Below are 24,950 nucleotides of genomic sequence, written 5' to 3'. Positions count from 1 at the left end.
TCCGATGATCAATCGCAAGGCCATCGGCTATATCACCGCTAACTACTCTTCGACCTACGGCAGCGTGCTGCTCAAGGATCGCCCCATCGCGTCCGTTCCGTTTTTGGGCCGCTACCGCCTGATCGACTTTCCGCTGTCCAACATGATGAATGCCGGCATTAAGACCGTCGGCGTTGTCATGCCGGGCAACTACCGCTCGCTGATCGACCACGTGGGCTCGGGCAAGGACTGGGGCCTGGACCGCAAGAACGGCGGCCTGTTCATGGTGCCCGGCAACGCGTATGGCACCACCAAGGGCGGCATGCGCTTCTTGCTCCGCGACATCATCTCCAACAAGACGCTGTTCCAGCGCTCGGACAAGCCCTATGTTGTGATGATGGGCACCAACGTCATCTTTAACATGGACCTCAACACCATTATCGAGGCGCACGAGAAATCCGGTGCCCAGATGACCGTGGTGTACTGCAAGGCCACGCACAACGTCGAAGACGAGACCAAGCTCGATATCAACGAGAACGGCCGCCTGACGGGCGTGAGCGCCGGCGTCGCGTACGGCGACAACGCCTCTATGGACTGCTGCATCGTCAACCGCGAGACACTGCTCCAGATCATCGACCACTACCAAGCCGCCGACTATCTGGACCTGCTCGAGGCACTCCAGGGCGACTTTGGCAACATCGACGTGTGCAGCTATGAGTACAAGGGCGAGGTCGTGGGCGTGTTTAGCGAGAAGTCGCTGTATCGTCGCAGCATGGACCTGCTCGACCAGACCGTGGCCGATCAGCTCTTTGACCCCGAGCGCCCGATCCTGACCAAGGCCCACGACGTGCCGCCTTCGCGTTACGCGACCGGCAGCCACGCCTGCAACTCGATCATCTCGGCCGGCTGCATCATCAAGGGCACCGTGCGCAACTCGATCCTGTCGCGCGGCGTTGTGATCGAGGAAGGCGCCTCGGTGACCAACTCGATCATCAACCAGAGCTGCATCATCAAGAGCGGCGCCCGTGTTGAGAACGCCATCTTGGACAAGAACAACGTGGTTCCCACCAACACCGAGCTTCGCGGTACGCCCGAGAACATCCTGGTGCTGGGCAAGGCTCCGTTAACGTCCGATACCACCATCGCTCGTTAACGTTGGCACCACATAATCGCACGTAACTTGTAGAATAGTCGCCCGGTTAGCGCCAGGCGACTATTCTCGAATTGCAACATGGGAGACAAAATGGCACAAACCAGCAAAAAGATGCAGATCGTGTTTGCCTCGGCCGAGTGCGCGCCGTTTGTTAAGACCGGGGGCCTCGGTGACGTGGCGGGCTCGCTGCCTGCGGCACTCGTGCGCGCTGGCGCCGAAGTCATTGTGATGGTGCCCAAGTACGCCACCATCAAGGACGAGTACAAGGCGCAGATGGAGCACTTTGCCGACTTTTACGTGAGCCTGAGCTGGCGCAACGAGTACTGCGGGTTGGAGAAGCTCGAGCACGACGGCGTCACCTATATGTTCGTGGACAACGAGCACTACTTTGCGCGCGACTATCCCTACGGCTTCTTTGACGACGGCGAGCGCTTCGCGTTTTTCTCCAAGGCCATCACCGAGAGCCTGCAGCACCTGCCCGAAGGCTTTGAGTGCGACATCCTGCACTGCAACGACTGGCAGACGGCGCTGGCGCCCGTGTTCTTGCGAGAGTTCTACCAAGGCCTGCCGCTGTACGACCGCGTCAAGACCGTGTTCTCGATCCACAATGTGGCGTTCCAGGGCCAGTTTAGTGACACCGTGATGGAAGACATACTGGGCATGGCGCATATTCCGGCAGCCGCCACGCAGCTGCGCTGTGACGCCTGCAGCATTAACTATATGCTGGGCGCGCTGCACTATGCCGATGCCATCACCACAGTGAGCCCCACCTATGCGGGCGAGATCCAGACGCCCGAGTTTGGCGAGGGCCTGGACGGCGTGCTGCGCGAGCGTTCGTACGCACTGCAGGGTATCCTCAACGGCATTGACGTTGCGGGTTTTGATCCGGCGACCGACAAGCGCATTGCCGCCAACTACACGGTTGATGACCGTGCGGGGAAGGCCGTATGCAAGGCCAAACTGCAGGAGGAGTTGGGGCTCGAGATTCGCGACGACCGCCCGCTTATGGTGATGGTCACGCGCCTGACGCGACAGAAGGGCATGGACCTGGTCATGTACGCGCTCGACCGCATCCTGTCCGGTGGCGTTCAGGTGGCCGTGCTGGGTACCGGCGACTGCGACTACGAGGACGGCCTGCGCTACTTCCAGGGCAAATACCCCGGCACCATGGCGGCGCGTATCGAGTTTGACCCGGCGCTTTCGCAGCGCATGTACGCCGCCGCCGATATGTTCCTGATGCCTTCGAAGTTTGAGCCCTGTGGCCTGTCGCAGATCATCGCCATGCGCTACGGCACCCTGCCCATTGTGCGCGAGACCGGTGGCCTGAAGGACACCGTGCAACCGTACAACGAGTTTACCGGCGAGGGCACGGGCTTCTCATTTAGTCACTTTAACGGCGACGAGATGGGCGACGCGGTGTTCCGTGCGGCTCGCCTGTTCTGGGATAACCGCAAGGCCTGGGATCAGCTGGTCACGCAGGCCATGAGCCAGGACTTTAGCTGGACACGTTCGGCCGATAAGTATCTGGACCTGTACTTCTTTATGCACCCAGAGATTGAGAGGCCGGTGGCAGTGGAGGCTGCTGCGGCTGTGGAGGAGCCGGAGGCTGTGGAGGCTGCTGCGGCTGTGGAGGAGCCGGTTGCCGCTGAGGCCGAGCCTGCGGCACCCGTTAAGGAGCCCGCTGCTGCCGAGGAGCCCAAGGCCGAGGAGCCCAAGTCCGAGGAGAAGCCCGCTGACGACGGCGAGGTAAAGCCCACGGCGAAGCCTGCCGCCAAGAAGACGACGACCCGCAAGACGACGGCTAAGAAGGCCACGACCACGAAGGCCGCTACGAGCAAAACCACCGCTGCCAAGGCAACCACCACGCGCAAGCGTACGACCGCCGCAGCCAAGAAGGCCGTCGAAGCCGAGGCCGCTCCCGAGGTAAAGGCCGAGGCCACCGCTGAGGCTACCATTGCCGAGGCTAAGACCGCGGCAAAGGCTCCGGCTAAGACCGCTGCCAAGAAGACGACCGCGACCAAGACCGCGACCAAGACCGCGACCGCCAAGAAGGCCACGGCTACGAAGTCGCCGGCGACCAAGGCTGCTACGACGAAGGCCGCCGCGAAGACGGCCCCGAAGGCTGCTGCAAAGCCCGCCGTCAAGGTCGAGGAGGCGCCCTCCGAGCCCAAGGCCGAGGCACCTGTCGAGGCAAAGCCGGCCGCCAAGACCACCACACGCAAGCGCGCCACGACAACGGCCAAAAAGGCTACGACCAAGACAGCCGCTCCCAAGGCAGAGGCTAAAGCCAAGGACAAACCCGCAGTAAAGGCCGAGCCGGAACCGAAGGCCGCCGAGGTCAAGACCGCTCCAAAGGCAACGGTAAAGACCGAACCCGCCAAGAAGGCCCCGGTCTCCCCCGCCGCTCCAGCCGAGGAAAAGGCTCCGACCAAAAAGACCTCCGTCCGCAAGGCAACGGCCACCCGCAAGCGCCGCTAGTCCACAGACGATCTAAAACCTAATAAAAACCCTAAACAAGGGGCGCTCCAACCGGGCGCCCCTTCTCTGTAGATAGTTGGTAAAACGATTTTCTAGGACAACCGTTCGCCGATAGTGAGCGACTGTAGTTTATACAACTAAAGTGCAACGGATATACTTATGCACTGTGCGTTAAGCCCATGACCCGCTGGCCATGATTGTATAGAACTGGACCGTACTATGAGATTGATACACAACAGCCGCCTGACGCAGTTTCGCACTCCTTTTGGCGCTGTGACCACTGGAACTTCCGTTTCGCTTTCGGTGATTTTGGAGGATGCCGACCCCAACCAGGCAACGCTCACCCTGCGCACCTGGGTCGACGGCATCGGAGAGACCTTGATCCCCATGGAGCACATGGGCGATGGCATCTTTACCGGTGAGCTCAACTGCGCTGAGCCCTGTCTTGTATGGTACAGCTTTATATGCAATATCGAAGGCCAGTCCGAGGTCCGCTTGGGTGCGCCGCAGGGTCGCACCGGCGGCGAGGGCGTTGTATACGACTACGCCGAAGTTCCGTCCTTCCAGATTACCGTCTACAAGCACCGCGAGAACCGTCCCACCTGGTACGAGCACGGCATGGTCTACCAGATTTTCCCCGACCGCTACGCCCGCGACGAAAACTGGCGCGAACGCACGCTGGCCGAGGTCGAAAAACCGCGTAACGGAATCCAGCGTCGCATGGTCGAGGACTGGAACGAGCCGCCCGTGTACGAGCGTGCCGAAGACGGATCCATCAAGACCTGGGATTTTTACGGCGGCTCGCTCAAGGGTATCCAAAATGACCTGCCCCGCATCGCCGAGCTGGGCTTTACGGCCATCTACCTCAACCCGATCTTTGAGGCCGCGAGCAACCACCGCTACGACACGGCCGATTACACCAAGATCGACCCGATTCTGGGAACCGAGCAGGACTTTACGGAGCTGTGCGAGGCGGCCGAGAAGCTCGGCATTTCCATCATCCTGGACGGCGTCTTCAACCATACGGGCGACGACTCGATCTACTTTAACCGCTACGGCAACTATCCCGGCGTCGGCGCGTGGCAGAGCGAGGACTCCCCGTGGCGCGATGCGTTTACCTTCCACGAGGACGGTTCGTATGACTGCTGGTGGGGCGTGAGCAACATGCCCGCCCTCAACGAGAATTCCGAGCTCGTGCGTAAAAAGCTTCTGGGCAAGGACGGCGTCATTCGCAAGTGGCTGCGCGCCGGTGCCCACGGCTGGCGACTCGATGTGGCCGACGAGCTTTCCGATGACTTCCTGGCCGATATCAAGGCCGCCGTGCTCGAAGAGAAGCCCGATGCGCTGCTGCTCGGCGAAGTCTGGGAGGACGCCTCCAACAAGATCAGCTATGGCCATCTGCGCCGTTATCTGCAGGGCTCCGAACTCGATTCCGCCATGGACTACCCCTTCCGCGACATGGTCATCGGCTTTTTGATGGGCTACAGAGATGCCTATCAGGCCGCCGAGGACATCGAGACACTGCGCGAGAACTACCCGCGCGAGGCACTGGCCTGCGCTCTCAATCTGCTTTCGAGCCACGACCGTCCGCGTATTATCTCGGTGCTCGGCGGTGGTCCCGACGAGTCGCAGCTACCCGAGAGCGAGCGTAGCAAATGGCGCTTGGACGAGAACTCCATGGACCTGGCCAAGAGGCGCTTTTGGCTGGCGACGCTCATGCAGATGACCTTCCCCGGCGTGCCCTCGATCTATTATGGCGATGAGTACGGCCTGGAGGGCCTCACCGATCCGGGCAACCGCCGTACCCTGCCGACAAAGGACCAGCTCCACGATTTCGATACGTTGGCCATCGTGAAGAACGCATCCGCCCTGCGCCGCGCGTTGCCTTTTATGGTTGACGGCGAGATCAAGGCCTTCGCGCTTAACGACGACGTCCTAGCCTACACCCGCACGGGCAAAGACGGCGAGGCTGCGACTGTTATCGTCAATCGCAGCCTTCGCAATTCGCACCGCGTGACGATTCCGGCGCTCGGTGAATGCGCGAGTGACGTGATCAGCGGCCACGAGTGCGAGATCCACAACGGTACAGTCACGCTCGATCTGTGCCCGCTGGGCTCTTCGATCATCCATCACCATGCCGAGAGGCGCCTGCAAGAGCCGCTCGATTATGGCGCGGGCGTCGTGTGCCACATTACCTCGGTGCCGACTGACGATGGCAAGCCGGGTACGATCGGCGCACCCACGCGCCGCTTTATCGACCACCTGGCCGCCATGGGCATGCGCTACTGGCAGGTCCTGCCCGTCAACCCGACGGATTTCTTCCGCTCCCCCTATGCCGGACCCTCGGCTTTTGCGGGTAACATCGACCTGCTGCCCGAGAGTCACGAGGAGCTGGCCGCCGACTTCGCTTCTTGGAAGGCCCACGGCGGCGAAGATGCCGACCCGCTGTACACCGCGTTTAAACATCGCAATGCCGATTGGCTCGAGAAGTACTGCGTTTACATGGCCGTTAAGAAATACTTTGAGGGCGAGTCGCGCCACAATTGGCCGGCAGATGTCGCGCGCTACAACGAGCATCTGATCGACGACAAGCGCTTCCACGACGAGGCCGAGCTTCAGGCGTACATGCAGTACCGCTTTGACCTGGCTTGGTGCGAGCTCATGAACTATGCGCACAAGAAGGGCATCGAGGTCATCGGCGATATCCCGATGTATGTGTCGGACGATTCGGCAGATGCGTGGAGCGAGCCCGAGAACTTCTGGCTGTCCGATACCGGCAAGGCAATCGAGATCTCCGGTGCGCCGCCCGACAACTTTGCGCCCGAAGGTCAGGTGTGGGGAAACCCCACCTTCCGCTGGGATCACATGAAGGAGAACGGCTATCGCTGGTGGATGGACCGCCTGCGCCGAGCGTTCGCGCTCTACGACCGCGTGCGCCTGGACCACTTCCTGGGCTTCCACAGCTACTTTAGCATTCCCGCTGGCAAAACCTGTGCCGACGGCCGCTGGCTTGCGGGTCCGGGCAAGGACCTGTTCCAGACCGCCTACGACGAGCTGGGTCCGCTCAATTTTATTGCCGAGGATCTGGGCTATCTGACGCCTGGCGTTCGCGCTATGGCTTCGACCTGCGGTTTTCCCGGCATGGACGTATTGGAGTTTAGTGACTACGACGTTCGCGGCGGAATTCATCCCACGCCGGGCAAAATCCTGTACACCTCGACGCACGACACTTCGACGCTCGCTGGCTGGTGCACGCGCTCCTTTGCAGGCGGCGACGAGTCGATCGGTATTGAGGTGGCGGCCAAGCTGATGGGCGACGCGCTCGCAAGCGACGCCCCCCTGGTGATGATGCCGCTGCAGGATGTGCTGGGGCTGGGCGACGACGCACGTATGAACGTGCCGGGTGTAGCCACAGGCAACTGGACGTGGCAAGCACAAGAGGCAGACGTTGCGGAGGCCGAAGGGAAAACTGCGAAGCTCCTGCGCAGCACCCATAGATTCTGGGGCGAAGCGTGATAAAACCCCCGATATGGGGTACAGTTACAGCTGTTTGAATTTTTGCGGGCAGAGCGATCTGCCCGCTTTGTGCTGAAAAGGAAGTATTATGGCGCGCTACGAATATAAGTGCACGAGCTGCGGCAACGTTTTTGAGGTTGAGCACCCCATGTCCGAGACTCCCGAGGTCGTATGCCCCAGCTGCGGCGCCCCGGCATCCAAGACGTTCTCGGCCAGCGGCATTAAGTTCGACGGCAGCGGTTTCTACAACACCGACCAGCGCAGTGGCGGGTCCAGCACCAGCGCCACCAGTGGTTGCTGCGCCGACTGCCCACATAACCACTAAGAACAACGTGGCCCTGCGATCAACGCCGATCGCAGGGCCGAATTTTTTCAGGAATGTCCCACGCCCCGGCGACTGGTCTGGGGTTGCGCCACGAAAACGGCCTATCTACTACGTTTGACCCGTATGGTCCGAGCACACCTGCTTTTTTACAAAATCGACGAGCCGTCTACCTGCGGTTTTGTTTTCGCTAAATTCGGCATGGTTGAGGGTAATGGGTTTAATGTAGTAGATAGGCCCATTTCGTGGCGGGCAGGTCATCTTGAAACGTAGGGTAGCTAATTTGGGACGGGGCTTTTTTAGCTGCCCCAGCTGATAACGCAAATGTTTGGCCGACTGGCGGCCAGGGCAGCTAAAAAAGCCCCGTCCCAAATTAGCTACCCTTGGAATCCGTTTTACTTGCGGACCAGTCTGGCGCAGAAGTGGCCGTCGTAGGAATCGGCGTTTGCGGGGACGCTCTGGAAAAGTCCACGGTCGTTCTGGCGTACGGAGACAAGCTTCTTGGCCTGCGCGAAATCGGGTAGCTGCAAAATCTGGGCTTCGGAGAGCGGCGCCACGGTAAAGCCGGCGCCCTCGGGAGAGGCTAGGAAGGCATCAACGACCTGCGTGTTCTCCTCGTCGAAGACCGAGCAGGTGGCATAGATAAGCTCACCGCCGGCAGCCACGCGCGCGGCTGCTTCCTTGAGCATCGTCAGCTGCAGGCGGGGCAACTCAGTCGTAACGTCGTTCTCGGTCAGACGCCAAGGTATCTCGGGATGACGGCGCATGGTGCCGGTGCCCGAGCACGGAGCATCGATAAACACCGTGTCGAACAGGGCAGGCTCGCCAAGCATCGCGTCAAAGGACGTGAGCACCTCATTAAGCTCGCAGGCATCGCCCGACACCGTACGAACACCCGTAATGCCCGCCTTATGCAGACGTGCGAGATTCTGGTCGCACTTGCGGTCGTGCAAATCGAGTGCGGTGTGCTGACGGTCGTAACCGGCACGCTTGGCCTGGCACATCATCACATAGGTCTTGGTGCCACGACCGGCGCCAATCTCTAGACAACGCCCGGGACGGGTCGCCGCGGTAGCGATGAGCTGGGCGTTAAGGTCCGAGGCCACGGCAGCTGCGCGCTCAAACACACCCGACGCAACCGTGGCCTGCGCGTCGACCGGCGCATGGCAACCCGGGAACACGGGTGCCACAAGCTGCGAAATGTACGGATCGGATTTGGTTGCAAAGGCATTCTCGTGCAAAGCCAGCGGCGCGGGCGCCAGATTGCCGGCAAAGCCGAGCGCGCCCTCGGGTGTATCGAACGACGCCATAATGCGAGCGCAAAGCCAGCGCGGCATGCCCATCAGGCGAGATAGGCGAACCAAACGGCGCTCCGACTCATCGGCATCCGCCGCAGTGGCAAAGTCCTCGACGTTGTTCGCAACCTTATGCAGCACGGCGTTCGCCAGACCGGCGGCAGACTTAGCACCGCTGCGCACGAGCTCAACGCCCTGACTCACCGCAACGCGACCCGGGGTATGCAGGTAGAGCATCTCGAAGGCCGAGATACGAAGTGCCATGCGCACACGAGGCGCGACCTTTTTGGGCTTATCGAGAAACTGGTCGAGCAGCTCATCCAAAATGCCCTGGGTGGCTGCAACGCCCAGTGCCAAACGAGCGGCAAAAGCAGAATCGCGCTGGTCAATGGCCTTGGCCGAAGCACGCGACGAGAGCACGTCACGCGCGTACATGCCGCGGCGATCGGCCTCCATCAAAACATCAAGCGCGAGCTTGCGCGCGGGGGAAAGCTTACTCATGACAAAACACCCCACGAAAGATCCGCACCCTGCAGGCCGGCAGCCCAGGCAGAAGCAGCCATAGCACGCTTACCATCGGGCTTAACCTCGAGCAGTTCGACCGCGCCATCGGACAGGCCCAGGTAGACGCGCTTGGCCCGAACGGCGACGAGCCCCTCGCCAAGCGATACATCTGCCGGCGCGGCATCGAGCACGCGCACGGTCTTGCCGGCAATCACGCAGCGAGCGGGAGCGGTGTCGGAAGAGGCAAGCACATGACGCACGCAATCAAGCGCGGCCATCTGCGGATCCAGACGCATCTCCTGCTTGGAAATCTTGGCAGCATGAGTGACGAGTGACTCATCCTGCTCAGTCCAAACAGCCGAGCCATCGGCAAGCGAGGGAAGCGTATCGGCAAGCAACTTACCGCCCAGCTCACCAAGCTCCATCGTGAGTGCCTCGGCATGTTTACCGGCAACCGAGGTCGACGCCTGGGCGCAATAAGCGCCCGTATCCACGCCATGCCCAATGCGCATAATGGAAACGCCGGCAACCTCGTCACCAGCAAGAATGGCACGCTGAATGGGAGCAGCGCCACGCCAACGGGGCAGCAGCGAAGCATGAACATTCACAATACCGAGCGGCGCCATATGCAGCACCTCATCGGGCAAAATGCAGCCATAGGCAGCCACACAGAAAATATCGGCATCAGCAGCCTTAAGCCGATCAATAACATCCGGCGTCATACGATTTGCCTCAACAACGGGCAGACCAAGCTCAAGCGCCTTGGCCTTAACAGGAGACGGCTCCAGCTTTTTACCACGCCCGCGAACAGCATCGGGACGCGTAATTACCAGCGTAATCTCATTCCCAGCCTCAACAAGCGAAGTCAGCGACGGCACCGCGAAATCGGGCGTACCCATAAACACAATACGCATCAAGAACGTCTCCCCTCAAACAAAACCGAGACGGCTACAAATACCAGCGGAAAGCCAAGTCGCCAGCCCATCCGCAATAACAATTCAACAAGAACAAATATACCCAAAACCAAAGAAAGAGCCGCAATAAAAGCAGCTCTTCCAACAAAGCAATTATCAGCGAAGACGTCCCTCCCTGGCCCGACGGCACCCGGGCGAACCGAGCCAAGAACTAGTAGTCCCTGGGGCTGGCCGCCTATATATCATCCCGTGCTCAAACATTCTCGCTGCGCTGCGAAACTGCGCGCGGGACGATATATAGGCGGCCAGCCCCAGGGACGGACGACCTTATTCAGTCTCGCCCGGTCGAGCGCCGCGGGCCAGGGCGTCCTGGTACTCCTTGACGGCCTTGATGCGCTGCATCGGCTTGAGTCGCTCGAACATGGTGTTGCCGTGCAGGTGATCGATCTCGTGCTGCAGGCACACGCAGAACAGGTCGCCCGAGGCCTCATAGCGAATCAGGTTGGCGTCCAGATCGTATGCCTCGACAACGACATGGTCGGGACGCTCGATCTCGCAGCTAATGCCAGGGATGGACAGGCAGCCTTCGCTAAACGGCACCAGATGGTCACTCTGCTCAACAATGACAGGGTTGATGAGCACGTAGGGATCATAGTCGTTCTTGTCGGTGTAGTCGCAGTCGATGGTGACGAGCTGGATGAGCTCGCCGATCTGCGGGGCAGCCAGGCCGCAACCGCCGTTGTCGAACATCATCTTCTTCATCTTCTCGGCAAGCGCCTCGATCGCCGGGGTGATCTCCTCGATAATGGCGCACTCCTGACGCAGACGAGGGTCGGGCGAAAGTACGATTCCGTTGGCTTCCATGGCCATCCTTTCGGGTTGTTACATCAAATCATAGGCGTCGACGTCAACGCTCACGCTCACGCCGCGCACGGAGCCCACCTCTTTGAGGCAGGCGTCGATATCATCAGAGACATGGTACCCTACCGGCGACTTTACAAGCAGATGGAAGCGATAACGGTCTTTGGCTCTCTCGATTACACACGAAGCCGGTCCCAGCACCTGCGGCACGACACTTCCGGCCCGCAAAAAGTCAGGAGCGGCGGCATGCCAGCGGCGCTTGAGGAGCTTTGCGATGCGCCCAATGTAGTCCTGCGCGTCATCCGCGTTCGCCGACCACACCAAAATGTTGACAAGACGCACGAAAGGCGGGTACAGCGCGTCTCGGCGCTGGTCCAGGTCGTAGTCGGTAAAGATCGAACGATCGTGCTCGGCGACGGCGCGAATGACCGGGTCCTCGGGCAGATACGTCTGGATGATAACCTCGCCGGGACGATCGCCGCGACCGGCGCGGCCGGCGACCTGTTCCAGCAAATCGTAGGCGCGCTCCCCCGCCCTAAAATCGGGCAGCTTTAACGCAAAGTCGGCATTGACCACGCCCACGAGCGTGACCTCGGGAAAATCGAGGCCCTTGGCAATCATCTGGGTGCCCAGCAGCACCGCGCAATCGGCGGCATCGAACTGCTCGAGTAGTTTTTTGTGCGCATCCTTGCCGCGTGTGGAATCGGCGTCCATGCGAATGATGGCGACATCCTCGGGCATCATCTGGTGTAGGGCGTCCTCGATCTGCTGCGTACCCAGGCCCATTTTTGCCAGGTAGCGGCTGCCGCACTTGGGACAACGACTCGTGGGCGCCGGATAGGGCCGCACGCGCCAGGACGATCCGCAGGTGTGGCACTGCAGTGTGTGCGTGCGCTCGTGGTACGTGAGCGCGGTAGAACAGTGGTTGCAGGTGGGGACGCAGCCGCACTCACGGCACATCAAAAACGGAGCAAAACCGCGGCGGTTGTGCAGCAGTACGGCCTTCTCGCGGCGCTCGACCACGCGTTCCAAGCCCTCCATCAGCGGTTTTGAGAACATGGAGCGGCTGCCGTGCGCAAACTCGCGGCGCAGATCGGCAATGCGGACCGTGGGCAGCACGGCGTGTCCCGGGCGCTCGGGCATCTCGACACGCGTCCAGGTGGCACCGTTGTACATACCGCGGCGACAGCGGTCGAGGGCCTCGGCCGAGGGCGTGGCGGAGCCCAACACGAGCGGGCACCGATAGCGGCGCGCCATCTCGGCAGCCACCTCGCGCGCATGGTAGCGCGGGCTGGAGCCCTGCTTGTAGCTGGTCTCGTGCTCCTCGTCGATGATGATGAGGCCAAGATCGCTGAGCGGGCAAAAGAGCGCCGAGCGGGCGCCCACGACCACGCGCGCGGCACCGCTGGCAACCATATCCCACTGGTCCAGACGCTCGCCGGCCGAAAGACGCGAGTGGAAGACCGCGACCGTCTCGCCAAAGCGCGAGCGGAAGCGGCCGACGGTCTGGGCCGTCAGCGAGATTTCGGGCACGAGTACGCAGGCCGAACGGCCGGCCGCCAGCACGCGCTCAATGGCCGAGAGGTAAACCTCGGTTTTACCGGAACCGGTGACGCCATCGACAAGGACCACGTCGCCATGGGCATCAAGGCGGGCGCGTTCAATCTGGGCGAGCGCCTGCTGCTGGCCGTTGGTGAGAGAAACCGGCGCCTTGCCGCTTGCCGAGGACAACGTGGTCTGCTCGCTACACCCACGCCAGGCGCGGCGCTCCTCCACCACCACGACGCCGCGTTTTTCGAGCGCTTTAATGGTTGCCGACATGCTGTTGTAGAGCAGGTTGAGGTCGCGCGTCGTGACCGGGCCGCATTGGAGCGCGTCGATGAGCTGACGCTGACGGACCGCTGTCTTGGGCGGCGTGTAGTCGAATCCCTCGGGCGTGAGCATGACCCAACGGTTTTGGATGGGTTTTACGGCGGGGCGCTCAACGGTCCACACGCCGTCATCACCCTTCACGACACGCGGGCTGCCGCCCGGAGGCAAGAACAGACGCAGGCACTCGGAAAGCGTCGCGACGTACTCGTGGCTCATCCAGCGCGCAATGCGTGCAGCCTCGGCGGTAAAGAGCGGCTTGCTGAGGATGGCCTCGATGGGCTTGATGCGCAAGGGGTCGAGGGTGTCGTTGCCTTGCAGGTCGCCCAGCCCGGGCGCGATATCGACGATATAGCCCGCGGCCGCACGGTTGCCAAAGTGGACCAGGACCGTGGACCCGATCTGGGCATCGTTGGCAAGGGACTGCGGGATGCCGTAGTAGAATGGCTCGGAGAGCGCACGGGTCGGGATGTCGACGACCACGCTCGCGTAGGCGGAGACGGGTTCGGGTGCGAGACCGGGTTGCGCCGGGGCGGCGGCAGGGGCCGTGGACTTCGGAGCTTCATCCGGTTCCGGCGAACCAAACAGCGACAGTTGCTCGGCCATGGTCTCTGTACCTCCCATCCCATACGTCTTTAGAAACAAGAGCCCCGCTCGGGTGAACGGGGCTCGGATACATGCGTTTACGCAGCTGCTACAGCGCCATCGTGCGGGCGCGGTCGATGCGCGCCAAGCAGTCGTCGCGGCCGACGAGCGCCATGGTCTCGCCCAGCGGGGGGCTCACCATGTTACCGCAGACGGCGACGCGCACAGCTTGGAACACCACGCGCTTCTTGAGGTCCATCTGCTCGGGCAGCGGCTCAAGCGCGGCGTCGATGTTGGCAGCCGTCCACTCATCCACGCCCTCGAGCGCGGCCTTGGCGGCATCCAGAATGGCGCCCATGCCTTCCTTGGCCAAACCCTTGTTGACAGACTTCTCGTCATACTCGAGCGTCTCGGCCGTGGCAAAGATGGGAGCGGCGACGGTCACGGCGTCGGCCGGCATCTTGGTGCGGGGCTTGACGATGGCGGCAAGCGCATCGATCCAGTCCTCGCCGTACTCGATGTTACCCTCGATCATACCGGCCTCGTGCAGCTCGGGGACCATGATCTCGTCGGCAAACTGGGCGTCGGACATGTTGTTGATGTACTCGGCATTGACCCAGTCGAGCTTTTTGGGGTCGAAGGTCGCCGGGTTCTTGGAGATGCGGTCGAGCGAGAACTTGCTGGCCAGGACATCGCGCGGGATGATCGTGGTCTCGCCGTCGAGCGACCAGCCGAGCAGCGCCAGGTAGTTAACGAACGCGTCGGACAGGTAGCCGGCGTCGCGGTACTCCTCCACCGAGGTGGCGCCGTGGCGTTTAGAGAGCTTCTTGCCGTCGGCACCCAAGATCATGGAGATGTGGGCAAACGTGGGAACGGGCGCGCCGAGGGCCTCGTAAACCATGACCTGGCGCGGGGTGTTGGACAGATGGTCGTCGCCTCGGATGACATGGGTGATCTTCATCATGGCGTCGTCGACGACGGTCGCGAAGTTATACGTGGGCGTGCCATCGGAGCGGAAGATGACAAAGTCGTCGAGCTCCTTGGCGTCGAAGGTCACCTCGCCGTGGACGGCGTCGTGAATGACGACATCGCCGCGGTCCTCGGGCACCTTGATGCGAAGGACGTAGGGCTCGCCGGCCTCGATGCGGCGGCGTGCCTCCTCGGGATCGAGATCGCGACAGCGGCGCTGATAGCCCTGGAAGGGGTCTTTACGCTCCTGGGCGGCCTTACGGTCGGCCTCGAGCTGCTCCTTGGTGCAGAAGCAGGGATAGGCCTTGCCCTCGTCCCAAAGCTTCTGGGCGGCCTGCTTGTACAGGTCCAGGCGCTCGGTCTGGGCATAGGGGCCATAGTCGCCGCCAACCTCGGGGCCCTCGTCCCAGTCCAGGCCCAGCCAACGCATAGCGCGCAGAATGATCTGCGTGTTCTCGTCGGTAGAGCGGGTGGGATCGGTGTCGTCGATGCGCAGGATGAACGTGCCGCCGTTTGCGCGGGCAAAAGCCCAGTTATAGATAGCGGTGCGGGCGCCGCCAATGTGCAGCTTGCCCGTCGGTGAGGGTGCAAAGCGGACGCGAACGTCTGATGCCATGGAAATCTCCTCGATTGCAGGATGGATGTCTAACCGTACCAGTATAAAGCAACAATGCCCACCTCCGCACAAAGGGCACCGACCCAGTCATCGAAGCCGGGTAGCTAATTTGGGACGGGGCTTTTTTAGCTGCCCCGGCAGGCTATCGGCTAAACCAGCAAACAATCAGCCGGAGTAGCTAAAAAAGCCCCGTCCCAAATTAGCTACCCAATGAGTAGGTGCGAAAAGGGTGTGAATGTTGGATTTACGCGCTATGATGTGCCCCTGCATACAGAGCCCGGCGGAATGGTAACGGTCGCTGGGACACGTTATTCGAAAGGACAGTCATGTCAGAAGAGCTTCGTTCCATCCCGCCCCAGCAGGGGTCTTTTGTGTTTACGTCGGAGTCGGTGACCGAAGGCCATCCCGATAAGATCGCCGACCAGATCAGCGATGCCGTCCTCGACGCAATCCTCGCCAAAGAAATAGAGCTGCAGGAGCAGGGCTATATTGCGCCCAACGGCGTGCCCGCCAATGTGGAAAACGTCCGCTGCGCCTGCGAGACCCTCGTGACCACCGGCACCGTCATCGTCGCCGGAGAGATTCGCACCCAGGCATACGTCGACGTGCAGGAAATCGCCCGTGGCGTCATCCGCCGCATCGGCTACAACCGCGCCAAGTTTGGCTTTGACTGCGATACCTGCGGCGTCATGAGCCTCATCCACGAGCAGTCCCCCGATATCGCCCAGGGCGTCGACGAGTCATTTGAGACCCAGACCGGCGCCACCACCGACCCGATCGACCTGATCGGTGCCGGCGACCAGGGCATGATGTTTGGCTACGCCTCCAACGAGACCAAGACCCTCATGCCCATGCCGCACTACCTGGCAAGCCGCCTGGCGGAACGCCTGTCCGCCGTGCGCCACGACGGCACCCTGCCCTATCTGCGCCCCGACGGCAAGACCCAGGTCACCGTGCGCTACGAGGACGGAAAGCCCGTGGAGGTCACAACCATCGTCATCTCCACGCAGCACGCTGCCGAAGTTGAGGACATGGGCAAGATCAAGACCGACCTCATCGAGCATGTCATCGCACCCGTCATGGATGCCGAGAACATGCCGTGGGATGGCGCCGATATCTATGTTAACCCCACCGGACGCTTTGTCGTGGGCGGCCCCATGGGCGACACGGGCCTAACCGGCCGCAAGATCATCGTCGATACCTACGGCGGCTACGGCCGTCACGGCGGCGGCGCCTTTAGCGGCAAGGACTGCACCAAGGTCGACCGCTCTGCCGCGTACGCCGCTCGCTGGGTCGCCAAGAACGTAGTCGCCGCCGGCCTGGCCGATCGCTGCGAGGTCGAGCTGGCCTACGCCATCGGCGTGTCCAAGCCGCTGTCGATCATGGTCGACACCTTTGGCACCGCGCATATTGCCGAGGACAAGATCGTCGAGGCCGTGGAGAAGACCTTTGACCTGCGCCCGGGCGCAATCATCCGCGACCTGGACCTGCGTCGCCCCATCTATGAAAAGACGGCAGCCTACGGTCACTTTGGCCGTGAAGACGCCGACTTTACCTGGGAGAAAACGGACCGCATCGACGAACTCAAAGCAGCCTGCGGCCTGTAAGCTAACGAGAAAAGCCACAGCCAAATAAAAACGCACCAAAAAGAGGTACCGGAACAACCGGTACCTCTTTTTTATTTGAACGGTGGTGAAGATGAGCCGAACTGGGACATGGAATAGGTCACAGGCCGATAATTTTTGCAGCAGAGCAACTCCAACCATGTATCCTAAGTTCCGAGGACTTTAGTATTTGGTCGATCGCGAGTTCCGCACGAGCCGGAGGCCACTTAATGTGGCCTCCGTGTGAGCAGGACTGTCCGAGCAGGCGACCAAATACTAAAGCCCTCGGAACGGCGGGACAGCGTATGCCCCGCCCCTCGGGACGACGGGATAGAACAGGAGCGCATATGGCAGGCAAGCCGCAAACACTAGCTACGACCTCGGCATTCGAGATCTTGGGCCCCATCATGGTCGGCCCCAGCTCATCGCACACCGCCGGCGCCCTGCGTTGTGCCCAAGTTGCCGCCAGCCTGCTGGAAGGCCGCATCACCAAGGTCACCTTTGGCCTGTGGAACTCCTTTGCCCACACCTACCGCGGCCATGGCACCGACCGCGCACTCGTCGCGGGCATCTTGGGCCTCGACACCGACGACGAGAACATCAAGCAGGCCTTTGACCTCGCGCGCGAGCGGGGCCTCAGCTATCACTTTGACATTAAGGGCGACGACGCCTCCATCCACCCCAACACCGTCGACATCGACATGGTCGATGACACGGGCGCCACGGCGCAGGTCCGCGGCGAGAGCCTTGGCGGCGGCAAGATGCGCATCAGCCGCATCAACGGCGTCGGCGTCGATATCTCGGGCATGTATTCCACCCTGTTTGTGGCGCACCAGGACGTCCCCGGCGTTCTCGCCGCGCTCACGAACCAGCTCGCCTACGCACACGTAAACATTGCCTTCTGCCGCACCTACCGCACCGAGGTAGGCGGCCAAGCTTATTCCGTCTTTGAGACCGACGGCACCCCCGATGACATCGTCGTTCCCATGCTACGCATGCTCGACCATGTCGATTACGCCACCTTCATTGAGCTTCCCGGCTCGGCCTCATCGCTCTCCCCCGGCGTTTCCGCCAAGGAAATCTTCGACGATGGCGAACAGCTCCTCGACGCCTGCGCCGAACTGGGCCTCAACATCGGCGCCGTCATGGCCGTACGCGAAGCCCGCCTGACCGGCGAGCAGCACGCCGTCGCCGCCATGCGCCGCGTACTCGAGGTCATGCGCGAGGAGACAACGGCGCCCATCGCCGCACCGCAGCGCTCGCTCGGCGGGCTTATCGGCGGCGAGGCTAAACTCGTCGACGCCACATGCCGCAACGATCTGAGCACAAACCTGATGGGCGCCGTCCAAACCGAAGCCGTAGCCCGCGCCATGGCTGTGCTTGAGCGCTCTGCCACCATGGGCGTCATCGTCGCCGCCCCCACGGCCGGCTCTGCGGGCGTCGTGCCCGGCTGCGTGTTGGCGCTCGCCGACCATCTACAGCTCGATGACGAACAGGTCATGGACGCACTCTACTGCTCTGCCGCGATTGGTCTCAACCTCACCACAAGTGCCTGCGTCGCCGGTGCCGAAGGCGGATGTCAGGCTGAGGTGGGCAGCGCCGCCGCCATGGCCGCTGCAGCGCTCGTCCAGATGCTGGGCGGCACGCCCGAGCAGGCACTCGACGCTAGCTCTATCGCACTGAGCAATCTGCTTGGTCTTGTATGCGATCCCGTGGGCGGCCTTGTCGAAGTGCCATGCCAAAACCGCAACGCGATCGGCGTGGCGGCCGCATTTAGCTCGGCGCAGCTCGCCCTTGCAGGTATCAAAAGCCTTGTGCCCTTCGACCAGATGGCACACGTCATGCTCTCGGTGGGCCACGCGTTGCCGGCCACGCTACGAGAGACGGCCAAGGGCGGCATCGCACAAGCTCCCGCAGCACTTTCGGCTTGCGCTAAATGCGGCGTGTGTGGATAAAGACCCGACCAAAACAAGAGGTGGGACAAATGTCCAACCTCTTGCCAATGCCACCGTTTCAATACCACAAACAACTGGGTAATCGCTATAATGCAAGCCCAGTAAAAACACGATGAGCCGCAAGGCGAAACTCGAAGGATATGCATACGATGTCGCACAACGATCGAACTCAACTGATTCCCGATCCGCAGCAGCCGAGCAGGCACACCGGCGGCGTTCAGCCGCCGCGTCCTATCGGGCCGAGCCGCGATCAGCAGCGTGGTGCGGCAAACGCTTCCCAACGCCCGAACCAGCAGCGTCAGCAACGTCAGCAGCACCAGGCAAACGGCAATGCGCCCAAGCAACCCCCCACGCACGCTCGAGGCGATCGCGGCCCCGCGCGCAAACCCGCCGAAAACAATAAGTCGGGCAAAAAGACGACGCTCTTTGTCGTCCTGGGTCTTATTGTCATTGTCTATATTATAGGCATCGTAGCATTTTCGCAGGTAGCCTACCCCAACACTACTATTGCCGGCGTCGACGTCTCGTTCTCCAACGCTTCGTCTGCTGCCACTAAGGTCAACTCGGCATGGAAGCACTATAAGCTCACGGTGACAGGCGACGACTTTAACTGGACCTATCAGCCTGAGTCCGATGAACCCATCGTCGACGGCGAAGCTGCCGCAAAAGAAATCATCAGCCGCAACGAAGCCTTTATATGGCCGGTCCGCCTTGTGGAATCCTTAAGCGGCAAGACCAAAACAACCGCTACCTCCAACGAAGTCAATCTTGAACAAGACGTCGACCTGTCCATGCTCTCTGACACCTTTGACCAAAAGAAGTTTGAGGAGGATCTGGGCGCCGCCATTGACGAGTTTAACGAGGGCCGTTCGGGCACGTTCGAGGCCAATAGCTCCTATGACGAGCAAGCCGGCAAGTTTACCGTCGAGAAGGCGCGCTCCAACGAAAAACTCAACCGCGAGCATGTCATTAAGTATGCCGAGCTCGAGCTTGCCTCGCTGGCCGAGACTGTAGATCTTTCCAAGCTCGGCAACGATGCCTATGAGCCGCTCAATGAAACTCTGACCAATGATCAGATTCAGGCCGCATGCGATGCCGCCAACAACTTCTTGGGCGTCAACGTGACCCTCAAGCTCAACGGCGAGGATGCCGGCAAGGTCGACGGCAGCTCCGTGTTGCAGTGGATCAGCTTTGCCGATCCGGCCAACCCCACACTCGATACGTCGCAGATCGGTAGCTGGGCAGCCGAGCTCGCCAATAGCTTTAATACCGTGGGCACCACCCGCTGGTGGACGCGTGCCGACGGCAAAGAATGTGCCGTCGAGGGCGGTGACTTTGGCTGGTCCGTCGATAGCGACGCGCTTGCCAAGCAGGTCGAGGACGCCATTAACAACAAGCAGACCGGCGAAATCGAGATTAAGTACTCCCAGAAGGCCGACACCTATACCGCAAAGGGAGAGCCCGACTGGAAGGCGTATATCGACGTCGACCTGTCCGAGCAGCACGCGCGCTACTATGACGAGAACGGTAATATCGTGTGGGAAGCCAACTTTATCTCGGGCAAACCGGGAGAGGATGCCACCCCCGAGGGCGTTTGGCAGATCAATAGCAATGACGGCGCAAGCAAGCTCATCGGAGCCAAAGACCCAAAGACCGGAAAACCAAAATACGAAAGCCCCGTGTCGTATTGGATGCCGTTTGAAGGCAACATGGTTGGTTTCCATGATGCAACATGGCAAAACGATCAGAGCTTTGACGACCCAAATTCGTACAAATGGTGCGGCAGCCACGGTTGCATCAACTTGCGCCTGGCCGATGCCAAGGCACTCCACGATTGCATCAACGTAGGCCTATGCGTGGTCGTGCACTCATAAGGAATCACGCCTTCGCACAAAGGGGAACTGACGCTCCAATCTAACAGTTCCGAAAGATACCTCCATAATGCGCCCGCCTCTCGCGACGGGCGCATATACTTATCGAGGAACTTTCTATAAAGGAGACGCCATGTCGAATGTCCCCACCATCACCCCGGGACCGAATGATACCGAGCGAGCGCCCGAGGGTGCCACCGAAACGCTTCCCCTCATAACAACCGTGCACGCAACACAGCAAAACGGCAGCACAAGCGATACAACCGAGATTTCTGACGAAGAGGCCTACGCCAAGCTCAAGGCGAAGCGTGCCGAGCGTCGGCGCAAAAAGCTCATCCGACGCGGCATTGCGGCCGGCGTCGTGGCCGCCGTTGTGCTCATCGCCGTTGTCATGACCTTCGTCATCAACGCACGACCCGCAGGTACCAACGGGCCGTTGACCGACATGGTCACCGAGGGCACGTTTACGACCACCGTCGAGGCCAAAGGCCAGCTCAAGCCCATCTCGGCTTCGGTGGTCTCCCCTTCTGTCGACGGCACAGTGGCATCGATCAACGTGCAAGCTGGCCAGTCCGTCAACGAGGGCGACGTGCTCATGACGATTAAAAACGACGAGCTCGATCGCAACGTTGCCGAGGCGCAGCGCGCGGTGGCGGCGGCACAGGAAGACCTCGCCAACGCACAGAAAGCGGTAGCAGCCGCCCAAGCCGCCTCTGCGACTGACGCAGAAGCGGCAGGCGCGAGTGGCGCCAGCGGCACCGCCGACACGAGTGCCGTATCGAGCGCCCAACGCAACCTAGCCTCGGCCCAGGCGACCCTGGACCAGGCCAACGCCAAAGCCGCCGAGCGCACCGTGACCGCGCCCAGCTCGGGCAGCATCGTCGAGCTCAACGCCAAGGTCGGCGCCACGGTGACGGGCGGCATGATTATGGGCGAAGGCGATACGAGCGGCGGCAAGCAGTGCATGCAGATCGCCGACCTCTCCAAGATGAAGGTCACCGTTCAGGTGGGTGAAAAGGATATCGCCAAGATCGCCGTGGGCCAGAGCGCCAACGTTACCTATCCTGCCTTTCCCGATATCGTGAGCCAGGGAACGGTCACGACAATCGCTTCGGTGGCAAATTCCGACGCCAACGGCGGCGGCAGTGTGACCTTTAACGTCGACATTTTGATCGAAGCGCCCGACGCGCGTCTCAAGCCGGGCATGACCGCCGAGGTCTCGGTGGTGACCGAACAGCTCGACTACGTGGTGATGGTACCGACCATGGCTCTCATGACCGAGGATGGCGAGCACTATTACGTCAACGTGGCAACCGACGGCGAAGGCGAACAGACCCGACGCGTAAAGGTAACCGTCGTGACGCAAAACGATAACGATGCCGTGGTCGGCAAAACGCAGGTCAAGCGCGATGACCAGGGCAACGAGATCAACGCGGACGTACCGGTCACCAAACTGCGCGACGGCGACACCCTCATCGTGGACACCGGCGCGGGCATGACGGCCGACGGCGGCGACTCTGGCAGCACATCTGCCGACGAGGGCATGTAATGCGTCCCGTCATCGACATCCGCAACGTGCATCGCATTTTTGAGAGCGAGGCCGGCTGCGCCCATATCCTGCATAACGTGAGCCTGGCAGTGAATCCCGGCGAGTTCGTGGCCATTACCGGCCCTTCGGGATCGGGCAAGTCGACGCTCATGAACATCCTGGGCTGCCTGGACAAGCCGACGGCAGGCGATTATTACCTGCAGGGCCTCAACGTGGCGGAGCTCGACGATGACGAGCTCACCGAAGTCCGCGCCCTGAGCATCGGCTTTGTCTTTCAGAGCTTTAACCTGCTTCCGCGCCTTTCGGTCATCGAAAACGTCATGCTGCCGCTGTCGTACACCAACGTGCCGCGGGCTCATCGTGAGATGCGCGCCGTCCATGCGCTGCAAGCCGTCACGCTGCCGGTCGACCACTGGGACCACCGCATCTCAGAGCTCTCGGGCGGACAGATGCAGAGGGTTGCCATCGCGCGTGCCCTCGTCAACGATCCACCCATCATCCTAGCCGACGAGCCGACGGGAAACCTGGACTCCGCCACCGGAGCACTCGTGATGGAGACCTTCCACAAACTCCAGGAACGCGGCAAGACCATCGTGCTCATCACGCATGATCCCGGCATTGCCGCCGAGGCCGACCGTGCCGTAACCATTCGCGACGGCAGGATCCACGACGGCGCGTACATTGCGCACGCGCCGCAGACCCTGCGTGGCGCTATTGACAACCTGCCCATGATTTCTGCACACGCCAATCCGACGAAAGAAGTGAAGGCATGAGCACGCGCGATCTTATCCAAGAAGCCCTTCACTCCCTCGAGGCCAATAAGGGACGCAGCCTACTCACCATCCTGGGCATCGTCATTGGCATCGCCTCCGTCATTGCCATGACTTCGCTTATCGGCGGTATCCAAAACAGCCTGGTCAACAGCCTGGGCCTCAATGCGGCACGCATGGTGCAAATCTATTCGTCGCAAGAACTCACTGAGTCGGACGTCGAGAAGCTTCGCAAGATGGTTCCGCAGATCGAGCAGATCGGCATCGTGGACAGCGCCTATACCGAGTACAAGGCCGTTGACAAAAGCTATACCGTCATGGCGCAGGGCGTCGATAGCGACATGCTCGACGCGGTGGGCGCCAGCAAGCTCGTCGCGGGGCGCACCTACACCCAGGCCGAGTCCCAATCTGGCGCACGCGTGGCGCTCATCAGCCGTGGCGGCGCCGATCAGCTGTACGGCAACGAGCAGGACGCGGTGGGCAAGACCATTAAGGTCTCCAACGGCGAGGTACAGATTGTCGGCGTTATCGACGGCGGCAGCGACTCCATGGGCTCACTCACGCTATACATGCCGCGCGAGACCATCTCGGGCCTCTTTGGCGACGAGAACCCGTCGTTTCCCAGCGTAACGGCGCTCGCCACCGAGGGTACAGACGTGGATAAGCTGTGCAAGACGATTGAATCCAAGGTGCGCGCAATGAAGGGTATCGCGGAGGATGATGAGTACGACAGTGTATCGGCAACCTCCATGAAAGGCGCCATCGACGCCCTCAATTCCTTTATGGGCGCGTTCTCACTCATCATGGGCGCCGTTGCCAGCATTTCACTGCTCGTTGGCGGCATCGGCATCATGAATATGATGCTCACCAATGTGACCGAGCGTATCCGCGAGATCGGGATTCGTCGAGCCTTGGGTGCCAGCCGTCGCGATATCACCGCGCAGTTTCTGGCCGAGTCCTCGGCGCTGTGCGTCACCGGTGGCCTGCTGGGTGTTTTGATTGGCTACCTGATTGCCTGGGGTCTAGCGATGTTCGCCGCGGGTTCCGGCGTGCTTGGCGAGCTCGGTGCCAGCGGTACCATTACGCCGAGCTTTTCGATCGCCACGGTGCTGCTGGCCTTTGCGGTCTCCGTCGGCATCGGCGTCATCTTCGGCTTCTATCCCGCCCGCCGGGCAGCAAAACTCGACCCCGTAGAGTGCCTGCGCTACCAGTAATGCAATCCCCTGAGTTGAAGTGAAATAGGGAGTGTTTAAGCTGTTAATAGGCCTATTCAGTCCCTATTTCACCGCAACTCAGGGGAGGGATAAGGCACTAGTGCTATTCGAAACGGTAGTGTCGAGAAAGTTGGTGTAGTGCCCGATCCGAAGCGAGTCGGCCCGGCGTCCTGCAATCTGGAATACGGTTGATATCCTATGCCGCCTCGACCCTGTCCGCAAGCTCGAGGCCGGACTCGAGCATCTTCCTGGCCTCCGCCTCAAGCCGCGCCCAATCGACGTGACCGTCGGTCCCCCGGGTGCGACCGTCGTCGTAGAGCTCGTTCATCCTCGCCTCCGAGAAGTACCTGGACTCCTGCCATATCTCGTCCTGCTCGCACATGACCGCGCCCGCGAGCCGCACCAGCGAGCCCGTGGAGGGGAACACCTGCACGACGCGCGACCTGCGCTTTATCTCCCGGTTGGTCCTCTCCTGCACGTTGTTGGTGCGCAGGCGCCTCCAGTGGGTCGGCGGGAAGTCGAGGTAGGCCAGCGCGTCGGGCTCGGCCTCCTCCAGCACCGCCGCCGCCCTGGGGCAGCACCCCGCCAGCATGTCGCACGCCGCGTGGTACATGGCCGTCACGGTGGCGGCGTCGCGCCCGCGGAACACCTGCGACACGATCCTGCCCACGCGGCGCCTGAGCTGCCAGGAGCCGGCCTCGCGCATGCAGTCGCGCATGAGGTGGACCGCGCAGCGCTGCCACGCGGCGCCCTGGAAGACCTCGCCGAGCGCCCGGACGAGCCCCGGGTGGGCGTCCGATGTTAGCGTCAATCTATTTTTCACCAGTTTCGCTAAACAGGCGCACCGTTCGCGCAAAGGCGGTTTCACCGGTTGCGCTAACGTATTTTCACCGATTCCGGTCACGGCTTGACGGGCCCGTCCCTCG

At 61.4% G+C, this 24,950-nt stretch carries 16 protein-coding genes; 10 read left to right on the top strand and 6 right to left on the bottom strand.

Features of this window, described 5'->3' with window-relative positions; all coding sequences use genetic code 11:
- Positions 1 to 4: 4 nt before the first annotated feature.
- From glgD to FYJ40_RS06090, 4 genes are all read left to right on the top strand, one after another.
- Entirely contained in the window at positions 5 to 1,132 is a 1,128-nt protein-coding gene (gene glgD / locus FYJ40_RS06105; RefSeq protein WP_154518059.1) for a glucose-1-phosphate adenylyltransferase subunit GlgD, read from the top strand.
- 90 nt (positions 1,133 to 1,222) lie between these two features.
- Positions 1,223 to 3,610: a glycogen synthase GlgA gene (glgA, locus tag FYJ40_RS06100; protein ID WP_195838616.1), complete on the top strand. Its 2,388-nt coding sequence runs from the start codon at positions 1,223 to 1,225 to the stop codon at positions 3,608 to 3,610.
- A gap of 219 nt (positions 3,611 to 3,829) precedes the next feature.
- Positions 3,830 to 7,126 (top strand): 4-alpha-glucanotransferase, encoded by a 3,297-nt coding sequence (locus FYJ40_RS06095; RefSeq protein WP_154518062.1) that lies wholly within the window; start codon positions 3,830 to 3,832, stop codon positions 7,124 to 7,126.
- 88 nt (positions 7,127 to 7,214) lie between these two features.
- Positions 7,215 to 7,451, top strand: a complete 237-nt coding sequence (locus tag FYJ40_RS06090; RefSeq protein ID WP_154518065.1) for an FmdB family zinc ribbon protein — start codon at positions 7,215 to 7,217, stop codon at positions 7,449 to 7,451.
- 392 nt (positions 7,452 to 7,843) lie between these two features.
- Here the strand turns inward: FYJ40_RS06090 and FYJ40_RS06085 are convergent, their stop codons facing one another.
- The 5 genes from FYJ40_RS06085 to gltX all read right to left on the bottom strand — a co-directional run bounded on the left by FYJ40_RS06085 (position 7,844) and on the right by gltX (position 15,061).
- Entirely contained in the window at positions 7,844 to 9,244 is a 1,401-nt protein-coding gene (locus FYJ40_RS06085) for an RsmB/NOP family class I SAM-dependent RNA methyltransferase (RefSeq protein WP_154518068.1), read from the bottom strand.
- Positions 9,241 to 10,161, bottom strand: a complete 921-nt coding sequence (gene fmt, locus FYJ40_RS06080; protein WP_154518071.1) for a methionyl-tRNA formyltransferase — start codon at positions 10,159 to 10,161, stop codon at positions 9,241 to 9,243. Before fmt ends, FYJ40_RS06085 begins: the two co-directional genes overlap by 4 nt.
- A gap of 327 nt (positions 10,162 to 10,488) precedes the next feature.
- Positions 10,489 to 11,025, bottom strand: coding sequence for a peptide deformylase (def, locus tag FYJ40_RS06075; RefSeq protein ID WP_154518074.1), 537 nt, complete (start codon positions 11,023 to 11,025; stop codon positions 10,489 to 10,491).
- Positions 11,026 to 11,043: 18 nt separating this feature from the next.
- Complete coding sequence (gene priA, locus FYJ40_RS06070) at positions 11,044 to 13,515, bottom strand: primosomal protein N' (protein ID WP_154518077.1); 2,472 nt, start codon at positions 13,513 to 13,515, stop codon at positions 11,044 to 11,046.
- A gap of 70 nt (positions 13,516 to 13,585) precedes the next feature.
- The gene (gltX, locus tag FYJ40_RS06065) at positions 13,586 to 15,061 is read right to left on the bottom strand and encodes a glutamate--tRNA ligase (protein ID WP_154518080.1); all 1,476 of its coding nucleotides are present in this window, start codon (positions 15,059 to 15,061) and stop codon (positions 13,586 to 13,588) included.
- A gap of 326 nt (positions 15,062 to 15,387) precedes the next feature.
- On the opposite strand from gltX, the gene metK reads away from it, so the two are divergent.
- The 6 genes from metK (at position 15,388) to FYJ40_RS06035 (ending at position 24,024) form a co-directional block, all read left to right on the top strand.
- Positions 15,388 to 16,668 carry a methionine adenosyltransferase gene (gene metK, locus FYJ40_RS06060; protein ID WP_154518083.1) on the top strand — a complete coding sequence of 427 codons (1,281 nt, stop codon included), beginning with the start codon at positions 15,388 to 15,390 and terminating at the stop codon, positions 16,666 to 16,668.
- 344 nt (positions 16,669 to 17,012) lie between these two features.
- Positions 17,013 to 18,620 carry an L-serine ammonia-lyase, iron-sulfur-dependent, subunit alpha gene (gene sdaAA / locus FYJ40_RS06055; RefSeq protein WP_154518086.1) on the top strand — a complete coding sequence of 536 codons (1,608 nt, stop codon included), beginning with the start codon at positions 17,013 to 17,015 and terminating at the stop codon, positions 18,618 to 18,620.
- 149 nt (positions 18,621 to 18,769) lie between these two features.
- Complete coding sequence (locus FYJ40_RS06050) at positions 18,770 to 20,494, top strand: L,D-transpeptidase (RefSeq protein ID WP_195838910.1); 1,725 nt, start codon at positions 18,770 to 18,772, stop codon at positions 20,492 to 20,494.
- 130 nt (positions 20,495 to 20,624) lie between these two features.
- Positions 20,625 to 22,040 carry an efflux RND transporter periplasmic adaptor subunit gene (locus tag FYJ40_RS06045; protein ID WP_195838617.1) on the top strand — a complete coding sequence of 472 codons (1,416 nt, stop codon included), beginning with the start codon at positions 20,625 to 20,627 and terminating at the stop codon, positions 22,038 to 22,040.
- On the top strand, positions 22,040 to 22,813 hold the full coding sequence (locus tag FYJ40_RS06040; protein ID WP_154518095.1) for an ABC transporter ATP-binding protein: 774 nt from the start codon (positions 22,040 to 22,042) through the stop codon (positions 22,811 to 22,813). The genes FYJ40_RS06045 and FYJ40_RS06040 overlap by 1 nt, the downstream gene beginning before the upstream one ends.
- Positions 22,810 to 24,024, top strand: coding sequence for an ABC transporter permease (locus tag FYJ40_RS06035; protein WP_154518098.1), 1,215 nt, complete (start codon positions 22,810 to 22,812; stop codon positions 24,022 to 24,024). The genes FYJ40_RS06040 and FYJ40_RS06035 overlap by 4 nt, the downstream gene beginning before the upstream one ends.
- A gap of 196 nt (positions 24,025 to 24,220) precedes the next feature.
- Here the strand turns inward: FYJ40_RS06035 and FYJ40_RS06030 are convergent.
- The coding region (locus FYJ40_RS06030; protein WP_229770692.1) for a transposase at positions 24,221 to 24,950 on the bottom strand (730 nt) is incomplete at its 5' end.

It is taken from the genome of Collinsella sp. WCA1-178-WT-3 (M1) (assembly GCF_009696325.1).
In the GTDB taxonomy this organism is placed as follows: domain Bacteria; phylum Actinomycetota; class Coriobacteriia; order Coriobacteriales; family Coriobacteriaceae; genus Collinsella.
The sequence above is the reverse complement of the archived record's forward strand: the minus strand, read 5'-3'. Positions and strand labels throughout refer to the sequence as shown.